This is a genomic window from Thioalkalivibrio sp. ALE22, assembly GCF_000381445.1.
Classification (GTDB): Bacteria; Pseudomonadota; Gammaproteobacteria; order Ectothiorhodospirales; family Ectothiorhodospiraceae; genus Thioalkalivibrio.
Map to the genome: position 1 here is coordinate 47,487 of NZ_KB906511.1, position 12,514 is coordinate 60,000.

The window sequence follows — 12,514 nt, forward strand, 5'->3', positions numbered from 1 at the left end:
GTCCGTATCAGTACGATGCTTCGGGGGAAACACGGAACAACATGCGGGCCCGGCCGTCAGGCACCGCCCACAGGCTGTTCCGTGTCTCCCGGAAAACGGGGCCGGTAACCGGCCCCGCATACTTCCCAGGCAGGAGACGATCAGTCGTCCAGCTGGTCCAGCGCCTTCTGGAAGCGGTTGGCGTGGGAACGCTCCGCCTTGGCCAGGGTTTCGAACCAGTCGGCGACTTCGTCGAAGCCTTCGTCGCGCGCGGTCTTGGCCATGCCCGGGTACATGTCGGTGTACTCGTGGGTCTCGCCAGCCACGGCGGTCTTCAGGTTCGCGGAGGTGGAACCGAATTCCAGGCCGGTGGCCGGGTCGCCGCAGCTCTCGAGGTATTCGAGGTGGCCGTGGGCGTGGCCGGTTTCGCCTTCCGCGGTGGAACGGAACACGGTGGCCACGTCGTTGTAGCCTTCGACGTCCGCCTTGGAAGCGAAGTACAGGTAACGGCGATTGGCCATCGATTCGCCGGCAAAGGCCTCTTTCAGGGCTTCTTCGGTCTTGCTGCCTTTCAGATCCATGGTGCTCTCCTTCTCTCTATGGGTTCTACACAACCACAGGAATGCCTGTGCAGACGGCGGTTTAGACTGGGTCTAAACTGTACGAAAACTCTAGTCCGCGCCCGGTTCAGTGTCAACCGGAAGCCCTCCGCATCATGGGGGCGTCTGTCCCATAATCAAGGGCGGACCGGCGGTACGTCTTTCCTCGCCGCAGCGGATCGGATACTTTCTCACCTTTTCGACCCGGTGATCCATCATGACCGACCCTTCCAGCGCCGACAGCCCGGCGGAATTCGAAGCCAGCCTGGAAGCCCTGGAGGCCCTGGTTGCCCGGATGGAGTCCGGCGAGCTGGGCCTGGAGCAGTCGCTGGGCGAATTCCAGCGCGGCATGGAACTCGTCAACCGCTGTCAGCGCGCCCTCGACGATGCTCAGCGCCGCATCGAGGCCCTGGCACAAGAAACACCGGCGGACGCCTCTGCCCAGAATGACCACGGCGGGAACACGAACGTTCCCCGGACAGCGGAGCCGAACGACAGCACGGATCCCGATGTCCCGTTCTAGCGAAACGCCGTTGACCGCCATCGATGCCGAACAGGCCCTGTCCCACTACCAGCAGCGCATCGAGGCCGTTCTCGACCGCCACCTGGCCGTAGACGGCGCGCCGGACACGCGCCTGATCGAGGCCATGCGCTACGCCACACTGTCTGGGGGCAAACGCCTGCGCCCGGTACTGGTGTACGCGGCCGGACGGACCACCGCCGCCCCGGACGTGGCCCTGGACGCAATGGCCGCGGCCGTGGAGATGATCCACGTCTACTCCCTGATCCACGACGACCTGCCGGCGATGGACGATGACGACCTGCGTCGTGGCCGCCCCACCTGCCACAAGGCCTTCGACGAGGCCACGGCCATTCTGGCCGGGGACGCCCTGCAGGCGCTGGCCTTCGACGTGCTGACCGGCGGCGTGGCGGAACTGCCCGGGGCGACAGGACTGCACGCCGTGCGCGAACTGGCGGGGGCGGCCGGCCTGCACGGCATGGCCGGCGGTCAGGCGATCGACCTCGGCGCCTGCGGCCAGCCCATCGACCTGCCGGAGCTGGAGCGCATGCACCGGCTCAAGACGGGTGCCCTGATCCGCGCCTCGGTCCGGCTGGGCGCCCTGGCGGGCACACCGGACCCCGAGGCGCTGGGGCGACTGACGCGCTATGCCGAATGCATCGGCCTGGCGTTCCAGATCCGCGACGACGTACTCGACGTCGAGGGCGACCCCGAGGTCCTGGGCAAGGCCTGCGGTGCGGACGCCCGGCTGCACAAGCCCACCTTCCCCTCGCTGCAGGGCCTGGAGGCCTCGCGCGAACGCGCAGTGGCCCTGGTCGACGAGGCCCTGGCCGAGCTGCAACCCTTCGGCCAGGAGGCGGACTTGCTTCGCTTCCTCGCGCGCTACATCGTCGACCGCATGAACTGAACCGGCCCGCACCGATGACCCCAACCCCCTTGCTGGATGCAATCCAATGGCCCGCCGACCTGCGGGAGCGCCCGGCCTCGGAACTCGCCGGGGTCGCCGGCGAGCTGCGCCAGTTCCTGATCGAGAGCGTCTCGCGCACCGGTGGGCACCTGGCCGCCAACCTGGGGACCGTGGAGCTCGCGATCGCGTTGCACTACGCCTTCGACACCCCCGACGACCGCATCGTCTGGGACGTGGGGCATCAGGCCTACGCCCACAAGATCCTGACCGGGCGCCGGGAAGGGATGGCCGGTCTGCGCCAGTATGGCGGCCTGGCCGGCTTCCCCAAGCGCTCGGAGAGTGAATACGACGCCTTCGGGGCCGGCCACTCCAGCACCTCCATCAGTGCCGCGGCCGGCATGGCCCTGGCCGCGAAGCACGCCGGGCTGGACCGCCGCCACGTGGCGGTGATCGGCGACGGCGCGATGACCGCCGGGATGGCCTTCGAGGCGCTCAACCACATCGGCGACCTCGACTGCAATCTGCTGGTCATCCTGAACGACAACGACATGTCGATCTCGCCCAACGTCGGCGCGCTCAATCAGTACTTCACGCGGTTGCTGTCGGGCCCGCTGTACAGCTCGGTACGCGAGGGTTCCAAGCGCATGCTGGAATTCGTCCCGCCGATGAAGGCCTTCGCCCAGCGCGCCGAGGAACACATGAAGGGCATGTTCGTGCCCGGCACCCTGTTCGAGGAGCTGGGTTTTCGCTACTTCGGCCCGGTGGACGGACACGACGTCAACGGTCTGGTCTCGATCCTGAAGAACCTGCGCACCACTCAGGGCCCGCAACTGCTGCATGTGGTCACCCGCAAGGGCCAGGGCTACGCACCGGCCGAGGAAGACCCCTGCCGCTACCACGGCGTGTCCAAGTTCGAGCCGGCCAATGGCCTGGCCCCCGCGGCCCCGAAGGCGCCCACCTACACCGACATCTTCAGCCAGTGGTTGTGCGATCAGGCGGCGGCCGACGAGCGCCTGCTGGGTATTACGCCGGCGATGCGCGAGGGCTCCGGCCTGGTCGCCTTCTCCGAGCAGTTTCCGCAACGCTATTTCGATGTCGGAATCGCCGAACAGCACGCGGTGACCCTGGCCGCCGGCATGGCCTGCGAGGGCCAGAAGCCCGTGGTCGCGATCTATTCGACGTTCCTGCAGCGGGCCATGGACCAGGTAATCCATGATGTCGCCCTGCAGAATCTCCCGGTGCTGTTCGCGGTGGACCGTGCCGGGATCGTGGGCGCCGACGGCCCGACCCATGCCGGCACCTTCGACACCGCACTGCTGCGCACGGTCCCCAACATGCTGCTGATGGCTCCCGCGAACGAACGGGAGTGCCGCCAGATGCTGTCCACCGGCTACGCCCACGAGGGTCCGGCGGCGGTGCGCTACCCGCGCGGCGGCGGGCCCGGCGAGCTGCCGGACGGTGGCCCCGAAGACCTGGAGACCCTGCCGGTCGGCCGTGCCGAGGTCGTGCGCGAGGGCCGGGGCCTGGCGATCCTCAGCTTCGGCGCACTGCTGGACACCGCCCTGGCCGCCGGCGAGGCGCTGGACGCCACCGTGGTGAACATGCGTTTCATCAAACCGCTGGATACCGACGTGCTCACGCGACTGGCCGCCAGCCACGACGGCTTCGTGACCCTCGAGGACCACGCCCGTGCCGGAGGCGCCGGCAGCGCGGTACTGGAATGGCTGTCCGCCGAGGGCCTGACCCTGCCCTGCCAGGTCCTGGGCATCCCGGACGTCTTCACCGAACACGGCTCGCGCGAGCAGATCCTGGCCGACTGCGGTCTCGACACCGCCGGCGTTCTGGCCGCGATTCGCCACGCATCCAGGCAGGAGAATTGCGCGGAAGACGGCGGCCGGCTAGGCTTCGCGGGCTGACAAAACCCCGGCCGGTCGACGGCCGCTCGCCCGGAAAAGATCATGAGTGCCCGCTACACCCTCCGCGTCCTGACCGACTTTGCCTCCGCGCATACCCTGCGCGATTACCCGGGGCAGTGCGCGAACATGCACGGGCACAACTGGAAGGTGGAGGCCGAGGTCCAGGCCGAGACCCTGGACGACGCCGGCATGGCGGTGGACTTCAAGGTGGTCAAGACCGCAGCGCGCGAGATCGCCGGGCAGCTGGATCATCGCTATCTGAACGATGTCCCGCCGTTCGACACGGTCAACCCGACCGCCGAGAACATCGCGCAGTGGTTCTTCCGCCAGATGGCGGAACGCCTGAACCGCCCGGGCCTGCGCATGCATGCCCTGACCCTGTGGGAGACCGACCGCGCCTGCGTACGCTACAGCGAGGACGGCTGAGCCGACCCATCGGCGCCAGCACAGGCACCGTCATTGCGAGGAGCCGAAGGCGACGCGGCAACCTGCGTCCGAAACCAGCAGACCCCGTCACCGCGCCAGCCACCAGAGAGTGCCGCAGCCCCTGTCACGGCCTCGCAACGACACGGACTCGTATCGTCATCGCGAGGAGCGAAGCGACGTGGCGAACTCCGTCCGGAACCATCTGCTGCCATAGCTGGCTCACCACCAACCTCCGGAGGTTGCCGCGGCCCCTGCGGGGCGTCGCAATGACGGTGCCCGTTTCCCGCTCCGTTGCCGCCCCCGGGCGTGCCTTACCCGCCGTCTACAGATGATTCGAGGCGTAGTCCGCCAGCCGCGAGCGCTCGCCGCGGGTCAGTGTGATATGCCCGCTGTGGGTCCAGTTGCGGAAGCGGTCCACCACGTAGGTCAGGCCGCTTGAGGTCTCGGTCAGGTACGGGGTGTCGATCTGCGCGATGTTGCCCAGCGCCACCACCTTGGTCCCCGGTCCGGCGCGGGTGATCAGGGTCTTCATCTGCTTCGAGGTCAGGTTCTGCGCCTCGTCCAGGATGATGTAGCGATTGAGGAAGGTGCGTCCGCGCATGAAATTCAGCGAGCGGATCTTGATGCGGCTGGTCAGCACGTCGTTGGTCGCCGCACGGCCCCATTCCCCGGCGCCCTCGGACTTGGACAACACCTCCAGGTTGTCCATCAGCGCCCCCATCCAGGGTGTCATCTTCTCTTCCTCGGTCCCGGGCAGGAATCCGATGTCCTCGCCCACCGGGACCGTGACCCGGGTCATGATGATCTCCTTGTAGGTGTTGTCCTCCAGCGTCTGCGCGAGGCCGGCGGCCAGGGTCAGCAGGGTCTTGCCGGTACCGGCGGCGCCCAGCAGGGAGACGAAATCCACCTCGGGATCCATCAGCAGGTTGAGTGCGTAGTTCTGTTCGCGATTGCGGGCATTGATGCCCCAGACGCTGTGACGCGGGGTCATGTAGTCGTCAACCAGCTCGATCACCGCGGACTCGTTCGGCTGGTCGATCTCCAGCACGATCGCGGATAGCGGGTTCTCCCCCTCGCGGTAGACGAACTGGTTGGGCTGCCACTCGCTGACCAGCGGCCCGGTCACGCGATAGTAGGTACGCCCGGATTCCTGCCAGGAGTCCATCCTGGTGCCGTGCGTCTCCCAGAAATCCGCCGGCAGCTCGGTCATGCCCGAGAACAGCAGGCTGACATCGTCCAGCACCTGGTCGTTGTAATAGTCCTCCGCGTGCAGGCCGATCACCGCGGCCTTGATGCGCAGGTTGATGTCCTTGGATACCAGCGTGACCGGGGTATCGGGGTATTCCGACTTCAGCGCCTGGGCGGTGGCGAGGATGTCGTTGTCGGCCGAGGACCCCGGCAGGGAGGCCGGCAGGCTGGCGTTGAGATTGCGGGTCTGGAAGAACAGGCGGCCGCTGGGTGCGAACGTCGATTCGCTGAGGGAGTCGGCCTGCAGGGGCAGCCCGGCGGCGATCTGTTCGTGCTGCGCGCCGGTGGTGAGTTCGTCGATGAAGCGCGAGACCTGGCGCACGTTGCGCGCGACCTCGGAAACCCCCTTCTTGCCGCGATCCAGCTCCTCGAGCACGACCATGGGCAGGAAGATGTCGTGTTCCTTGAACCGGAACAGCGCCGTGGGGTCGTGCATCAGGACATTGGTGTCCAGGACAAACAGGCGTTTCGGATCCTGGTCGGTCGCGTTCATGGCACCTCCGGAACGGGGGTAGGGTAAGGGGGTCAGCTCCCCGCGAGTTCGCGCACCGCCGCGAGGACCTCGTCCACGTGGCCCGGCACTTTCACCTTGCGCCACTCCTTGCGCAGCACGCCGTCGGCATCGATCAGGAAGGTGGAGCGCTCGATGCCGCGCACCTGCTTGCCATACATGTTTTTCATCTTGATGACATCGAAGGCATTGCACAGCGTCTCGTCGCCATCGCTCAACAAGTCGAACGGCAGTTCCTGCTTGGTGCGGAAGTTCTCGTGGCTCTTCACGCTGTCGCGCGACACACCCAGGATCACGGCGCCGGCCTCCTGGAAGGCATCCAGGCTGGCGGCAAAGTCGCGGCTCTCGTTGGTGCAGCCCGGCGTGTTGTCCTTGGGGTAGAAGTAGAGGACCACGATCCGGCCCTGGAAGTCGGCCGGGCCCAGGGTCTGGTCGCCGGTCGCCGGGACGCGCAGGTCAGCGGGGACGGGTTGGTTGATTGCGATGCTCATCAGGCGTTGCTCCTTGATTCGTGGGTCTCGAAGCGGAAGGCCGCGTGCCCGGCGGCTTCAGGCCTTGATCGGGTCCAGCACGCCATCCACGTTCAGTTCGTCACAGAAATCCATGAATTCGCCGCGGAGACTGGCGAGGTGCTGCCCGGCGGGGATATCCACCACCATGTTGGCCGCGAACATGCGCGCCCCGGTCTGCTGGGCAATGTAGACCCGGGTCTGAACGTCGCGCAGATTGACCCCGCGGCTGGTGAAGAAATCGGCGAGGGCATTCAGCAGGCCCGGCGCATCCAGGGCTACCGCATCCACGGCATACGGCATGGCGGCCTCGGCGCGCTCCTCCAGTGGCCCGCGGCGTGCCACCACCACCAGCCCCATCTCGGCTTCGAGCCGTTCCAGACGCGATTCCAGCGTGCCGAGGGTCTTCCAGTTGCCGCTGGCACTGAGCGCCATGCAGCAGTACCCGCCCACGACCGTGATCCGGCTCGATTCGAGATTGCAGCCGGTATCCACGATCACGCGGGTCACGCTGGAGACCAGACCCGGCTGGTCGGGCCCGATCAGGTTAAGGATCAGGTGGGTATGGGCACCCGTGCCGACCACTTCAGCCATGCGGCACCCGCCGGCGGCGTGCGGGAACGGGGGCGCGCCATTCCCGGGAGGGACTCGGCATGAAAGCGACAACAGGCATGATGGCTCGCAACATACCACCTTGCCCGGGCGGCGCCAACGGCGTCGCGCCGCGCGAAACCGGGCATCGGTGGCATGCCGGCCGCGGGAATCTTGAATGCCTTGTCACCCGCCCGTTAGACTGCACCATTCCCGATGTTGGAGGAGTCGATGTTTCAAGGCAGCATGGTCGCACTGGCGACCCCGATGCACGCGGACGGCAGCCTGGACTGGCCGGCGCTGGATCGGCTCCTGGAATTCCACATCGAGGCCGGCACCGATGCCATTGTCGCGGTCGGCACCACCGGCGAATCCGCGACCCTCGATTTCGACGAACACTGCGAGGCGATTGCCCACACGGTGAAGACCGTGGCCGGGCGCCTCCCGGTGATCGCGGGCACCGGCGCGAACTCCACGCGCGAGGCCATCGCGCTGACCCGTTGCGCGAAGGAAGGTGGCGCGGACGCCTGCCTGCTGGTGTCCCCGTATTACAACAAGCCGACTCAGGAAGGCCTCTACCTGCATCACAAGGCCATCGCCGAGGCCGTCGACATCCCGCAGATCCTGTACAACGTCCCCGGCCGGACCGCGGTGGATCTGCTGCCCGAAACCGTGGAACGCCTGGCCGACATCCCGAACATCATCGGGATCAAGGAGGCCACGGCGAGTAACGAGCGGACCGCCGAACTGGTCGCGCGGGTCGGCAACCGCATGGACCTGTACAGCGGCGATGACGGCAACGGACTCGCCTTCCTGCTGGCGGGTGGCCACGGGATCATCTCGGTCACCGCGAATGTCGCCCCCCGTCTGATGGCGGCCATGTGCCGCGCCGTCCGCGAAGGCCGACCGGACGAGGCGCGCGCGATCAACCGCCAGCTGGACGGCCTGCATTCCGCGCTGTTCCTCGAGGCCAACCCGATTCCGGTCAAGTGGGCACTGCATCGCATGGGACTCATGGAGGACGGTATCCGTCTCCCCCTGACTCCGCTGTCCGAACCCTTCCATGCGCCGGTCCTGGACGCCATGCGCCAGGCCGGCATAGAGGTCTGAACCCCGACATGAAACACTCCGCCCCGCTCCGCCGCCGCGCGACGCGCACCGCCCTTGCCCTGGCCACGAGCCTCGCCATCGCCGGGTGTTCCACCTCGGGCGACCGCCAGAGCGGTCCCCAGTACGAAATGAGCCGGCAGATGGACAATCTCGAAGTCCCGCCGGACCTCATCGCCCCCGACAGCGAGCGCGCCTACCGCATCCCGGATGCGCCGGGCGAGCGCGTCAGCGCCCGCGAGATGCAGCAGGACTCCCAGGCCCGTCAGCAGCAGCGCCAGCCGGCCGACACCACCGCACCGGTGCAGACCGACGCCCGCGTCCTCCCCGAGTCCGCCGAGGTCCAGCTGATGCGCGAAGGCAGCGTCCGCTGGCTCAGCGTCGAGGCGCGCCCGGAGGAACTGTGGGATCGCCTTGCCGCCTTCTGGGACAGCCAGAATCTGCGCCTGGAACGCAACGAACCCCAGGTCGGCATCATGGAGACGGAATGGGCCGAGGACCGTGCCGGCATCCCGCTCCGGGGCAGTCAGAACATCTTCGCGCGGGCCCTTGGGAACGTATACGACGCCAACACCCGGGACAAGTACCGGCTTCGCGTCGAACGCGACAACGGGCACTCCGCGATCTACATATCCCACCGGGGCGCGTCCGAGGAGCCCGAGGGCGAAACCTGGCGCTGGGCCATGCGGCCCTCTGACCCGGAACTGGAAGCCGAGATGCTCAATCGCCTTCGCGTCTTCCTTGCCACCGGCGAAATGCCGGAAGGCAGCGCCCGGGTCGCCGAGACCATCGGGGACCGCCCGACCGAACTGCACCAGACGGAACTCGAAGGCCAGCCCGTGCTGGTCATTGGCAGCGCCTTCGACCGGATGTGGGCGCAAATGGGGACGCTCCTGGATCGCGCCGGGCTGCTGGTGGACGAGCAGGATCGTGACACCGGGACCTTCGAGGTGACCTATCGCCCCGACGTGGTCGGCGAAGGCGAAAGCGGCGGGTTCTTCAGTCGCATCTTCGGTCGCGGCGGAGACCGTCGCGAGAACGAACGCTACCAGGTCCGCCTGACCGACGTGGGCGACGGCGACCTCCGCATCGAGGCCCGTGATATCGACGGGGACCCCCTCCGGCGTCGCGATGCGGAATTCGTGCTGGACCGCATCGAACAGCAGATTCTCCGTTAATCCCTCCGCGGTGCCGACGCGATGATCCGCTTCTGCTCCCTCGGCAGCGGCAGCGCCGGAAATGCCCTGGTCGTGGAGATCGGGGCGACCCGTCTCCTTGTCGACTGCGGCTTCTCTGTCCAGGAACTCGAACGCCGCCTGGCCCGGGTCGATCTTGCACCCCGCGACCTGACCGCCGTCCTGATCACCCACGAGCATACGGACCACATCGGCGCCGCGGGCCCGCTGTCCCGGCGGTACGACCTCACCGTTTTCACCAGCCCGGGCACCCGCCTGGCGGCCCGCGACGATGGCTTCGCACACGTCCAGGAGATCCAGGCCGACGCCCCGCTGGACATCGACGACGCCTGGGTCTGCCCCTTCACCGTGCCCCACGACTCGCGCGAGCCCACTCAGTTCGCCTTCTCCGACGGAGACCACCGACTGGTGCTGATGACCGATGCCGGGCATATCTCGCCCCATATGGTCGCGATGGCGAGTGGCGCGGATGCCCTCTTGCTGGAGTGCAACCACGACCCAGCCATGCTCGCCGCCGGGCGTTATCCCGCATCCCTGAAGCGCCGCATCGGCGGGGGCTACGGGCACCTACCCAATCATGCCGCCACCGAGCTGCTGCGCAACATCGACCAGTCCCGCCTCCGGCACGTCATCGGGATGCATCTCTCAACCGACAACAACGATGAGGCGCTTGCCCGAACGGCCCTCGCAGACGGGCTCGGCTGTACCCCCTCCGACGTCGATATCGCAACCCAGGACCAGGGCTTCGGCTGGCGCACCACCGCACCCGCCTGACACGCGACCTGGCCTGACGCACCCGGGCTGGACTGGCCGAACATCCCTCCCGCGGCATCACGCCCGCAGTCGCCCGACCGCAGGGCCCACTTCCGCATCGACTGAGGACACAGCGCGCTCTTACCCCGCCCAGGCCAGATCGACTACACCGCCCGTATCCGCCGCGCTCAGTCGGCAACCTCTGAACAGACCGTTTTTAGCGCCGCGATTCCCGCAGGAAATAGAGCCCGCCAATAACAAACGCCACCCCGATAATCATTGCCAGCGGTCCGCCGAATCCCGCGCCTTCCCTTGGCGCAATCGGCGTAAACGCCAGCTGGCCGCCGAAAATTGCGTAGAGCCCGATCCCGAGCAGTACAAGCCCTACGATCACCAGCCCACCATCGGTCCTTTTTCCTCGCACAATACCTCCCCGCCTGCTGTGGCCAAGTGCCGCACCCGCCACAACGAGCATCGCGTTACCTTGCATCCAAGCCTGCCTCGAAAGCGCCCATAAAAAAAGCCCGACCCCCATGACTGGGAATCGGGCTTCGGATTAATGCCTGGCGGTGACCTACTCTCACATGGGGAGGCCCCACACTACCATCGGCGCAGAGCAGTTTCACTTCCGAGTTCGGGATGGGATCGGGTGGTTCCTACTCGCTATTGCCGCCAGACAAACTGGCCAGATAACCCGGCTTGTGCCGAGTCGTCTGAATTCGGAATGCATTCTAGGCTTGTGTACTTGGTGATGTGTCAGACGAGACCACCAACACTTTGGGTGTTATATGGTCAAGCCGCACGGGCAATTAGTACTGGTTAGCTACACGCGTTACCGCGCTTCCACACCCAGCCTATCAACGTTGTAGTCTTCAACGGCCCTACAGGGACCTCGAGGGTCCAGGGAGATCTCATCTTCAGGTGGGTTTCCCGCTTAGATGCTTTCAGCGGTTATCCCTTCCGCACTTAGCTACCCGGCAGTGCCACTGGCGTGACAACCGGAACACCAGAGGTGCGTCCATCCCGGTCCTCTCGTACTAAGGACAGATCCTGTCAAATCTCCGACGCCCACGGCAGATAGGGACCGAACTGTCTCACGACGTTCTAAACCCAGCTCGCGTACCACTTTAAATGGCGAACAGCCATACCCTTGGGACCTGCTTCAGCCCCAGGATGTGATGAGCCGACATCGAGGTGCCAAACACTGCCGTCGATATGGACTCTTGGGCAGTATCAGCCTGTTATCCCCGGAGTACCTTTTATCCGTTGAGCGATGGCCCTTCCATACAGAACCACCGGATCACTAAGACCTGCTTTCGCACCTGCTCGACGTGTCTGTCTCGCAGTTAAGCACCCTTATGCCTTTGCACTCGTCGCGCGATTTCCGACCGCGCTGAGGGTACCTTCGCACTCCTCCGTTACTCTTTGGGAGGAGACCGCCCCAGTCAAACTACCCACCACACACGGTCCCCGACCTGGATTACAGGCCTGGGTTAGAACTCCAAACTTGCCAGGGTGGTATTTCAAGGTTGGCTCCACCGAGACTGGCGTCCCGGCTTCAAAGCCTCCCACCTATCCTACACAAACAAGCTCAAAGTTCAGTGTGAAGCTGTAGTAAAGGTTCACGGGGTCTTTCCGTCTAGCCGCGGGTACACAGCATCTTCACTGCGATTTCAATTTCACTGAGTCTCGGGTGGAGACAGCGCCGCCATCGTTACGCCATTCGTGCAGGTCGGAACTTACCCGACAAGGAATTTCGCTACCTTAGGACCGTTATAGTTACGGCCGCCGTTTACCGGGGCTTCGATCAAGGGCTTCGCCGAAGCTAACCCCATCAATTAACCTTCCGGCACCGGGCAGGCGTCACACCCTATACGTCCTCTTTCGAGTTTGCAGAGTGCTGTGTTTTTAATAAACAGTCGCAGCGGCCTGGTCTCTGCGACCTCAGCCAGCTCAGGGAGCAAGTCCCATCACCAGCCGAGGCGTACCTTCTCCCGAAGTTACGGTACCATTTTGCCTAGTTCCTTCACCCGAGTTCTCTCAAGCGCCTTGGGATTCTCACCCTGCCCACCTGTGTCGGTTTGGAGTACGGTCAACTGTTAACTGAAGCTTAGAGGCTTTTCCTGGAAGCAGGGCATCAGTGACTTCGCCTCCGTGGAGGCTCGTCATCGTATCTCAGGATTGTGTCCCCGGATTTGCCTAAGGACACTCCCTACATACTTGAACCGGGCACCAACAGCCGGATCACTTAG

At 65.6% G+C, this 12,514-nt stretch carries 12 protein-coding genes and 2 rRNA genes (1 of these 14 running past the window's edge); 7 read left to right on the forward strand and 7 right to left on the reverse strand.

Annotation, left to right across the window (positions count from 1 at the left end):
• Positions 1 to 140: 140 nt before the first annotated feature.
• Positions 141 to 560, reverse strand: coding sequence for a rubrerythrin family protein (locus F793_RS0111660; protein ID WP_017940769.1), 420 nt, complete (start codon positions 558 to 560; stop codon positions 141 to 143).
• 235 nt (positions 561 to 795) lie between these two features.
• Between F793_RS0111660 and F793_RS0111665 the strand changes: the two genes are divergently transcribed.
• From F793_RS0111665 to queD, 4 genes are read left to right on the forward strand one after another with little or no spacing between them, the layout of a single operon-like run.
• Positions 796 to 1,101, forward strand: a complete 306-nt coding sequence (locus F793_RS0111665; RefSeq protein ID WP_017940770.1) for an exodeoxyribonuclease VII small subunit — start codon at positions 796 to 798, stop codon at positions 1,099 to 1,101.
• Between the two features lie 10 nt (positions 1,102 to 1,111).
• Complete coding sequence (ispA, locus tag F793_RS0111670) at positions 1,112 to 2,005, forward strand: (2E,6E)-farnesyl diphosphate synthase (RefSeq protein WP_018877307.1); 894 nt, start codon at positions 1,112 to 1,114, stop codon at positions 2,003 to 2,005.
• A 14-nt stretch (positions 2,006 to 2,019) separates the two neighbouring features.
• Entirely contained in the window at positions 2,020 to 3,921 is a 1,902-nt protein-coding gene (gene dxs / locus F793_RS0111675; protein WP_026280390.1) for a 1-deoxy-D-xylulose-5-phosphate synthase, read from the forward strand.
• 42 nt (positions 3,922 to 3,963) lie between these two features.
• Complete coding sequence (queD, locus tag F793_RS0111680) at positions 3,964 to 4,347, forward strand: 6-carboxytetrahydropterin synthase QueD (protein ID WP_018865805.1); 384 nt, start codon at positions 3,964 to 3,966, stop codon at positions 4,345 to 4,347.
• 322 nt (positions 4,348 to 4,669) lie between these two features.
• On the opposite strand, the gene F793_RS0111685 is transcribed toward queD, so the two are convergent.
• Genes F793_RS0111685 through F793_RS0111695 form a run of 3 tightly spaced genes read right to left on the reverse strand, consistent with a single transcriptional unit; the run spans position 4,670 to position 7,209 of the window.
• Complete coding sequence (locus F793_RS0111685; RefSeq protein WP_018876072.1) at positions 4,670 to 6,088, reverse strand: PhoH family protein; 1,419 nt, start codon at positions 6,086 to 6,088, stop codon at positions 4,670 to 4,672.
• Positions 6,089 to 6,120: 32 nt separating this feature from the next.
• Complete coding sequence (locus tag F793_RS0111690) at positions 6,121 to 6,597, reverse strand: peroxiredoxin (RefSeq protein WP_018876071.1); 477 nt, start codon at positions 6,595 to 6,597, stop codon at positions 6,121 to 6,123.
• Between the two features lie 57 nt (positions 6,598 to 6,654).
• A complete protein-coding gene (locus tag F793_RS0111695) occupies positions 6,655 to 7,209 on the reverse strand; it encodes a glycine cleavage system protein R (RefSeq protein WP_018865808.1) in 555 nt (184 codons plus the stop codon).
• A gap of 228 nt (positions 7,210 to 7,437) precedes the next feature.
• Here F793_RS0111695 and dapA point away from each other — a divergent pair, with 228 nt between their 5' ends.
• The 3 genes from dapA to F793_RS0111710 are packed head-to-tail and all read left to right on the forward strand — an operon-like array spanning position 7,438 to position 10,283.
• Positions 7,438 to 8,316 (forward strand): 4-hydroxy-tetrahydrodipicolinate synthase, encoded by an 879-nt coding sequence (gene dapA / locus F793_RS0111700; RefSeq protein WP_018877304.1) that lies wholly within the window; start codon positions 7,438 to 7,440, stop codon positions 8,314 to 8,316.
• Positions 8,317 to 8,324: 8 nt separating this feature from the next.
• The gene (gene bamC / locus F793_RS0111705) at positions 8,325 to 9,491 is read left to right on the forward strand and encodes an outer membrane protein assembly factor BamC (RefSeq protein ID WP_018876070.1); all 1,167 of its coding nucleotides are present in this window, start codon (positions 8,325 to 8,327) and stop codon (positions 9,489 to 9,491) included.
• Between the two features lie 21 nt (positions 9,492 to 9,512).
• Positions 9,513 to 10,283 carry an MBL fold metallo-hydrolase gene (locus tag F793_RS0111710; protein ID WP_018880814.1) on the forward strand — a complete coding sequence of 257 codons (771 nt, stop codon included), beginning with the start codon at positions 9,513 to 9,515 and terminating at the stop codon, positions 10,281 to 10,283.
• Between the two features lie 196 nt (positions 10,284 to 10,479).
• Here F793_RS0111710 and F793_RS0111715 read toward each other — a convergent pair whose 3' ends face one another.
• From F793_RS0111715 to F793_RS0111725, 3 genes are all read right to left on the reverse strand, one after another.
• The gene (locus F793_RS0111715; protein WP_026279164.1) at positions 10,480 to 10,686 is read right to left on the reverse strand and encodes a hypothetical protein; all 207 of its coding nucleotides are present in this window, start codon (positions 10,684 to 10,686) and stop codon (positions 10,480 to 10,482) included.
• Positions 10,687 to 10,823: 137 nt separating this feature from the next.
• Positions 10,824 to 10,939, reverse strand: a 5S ribosomal RNA gene (gene rrf, locus F793_RS0111720).
• Between the two features lie 111 nt (positions 10,940 to 11,050).
• Positions 11,051 to 12,514, reverse strand: a 23S ribosomal RNA gene (locus F793_RS0111725) (it continues 1,415 nt past the right edge of the window).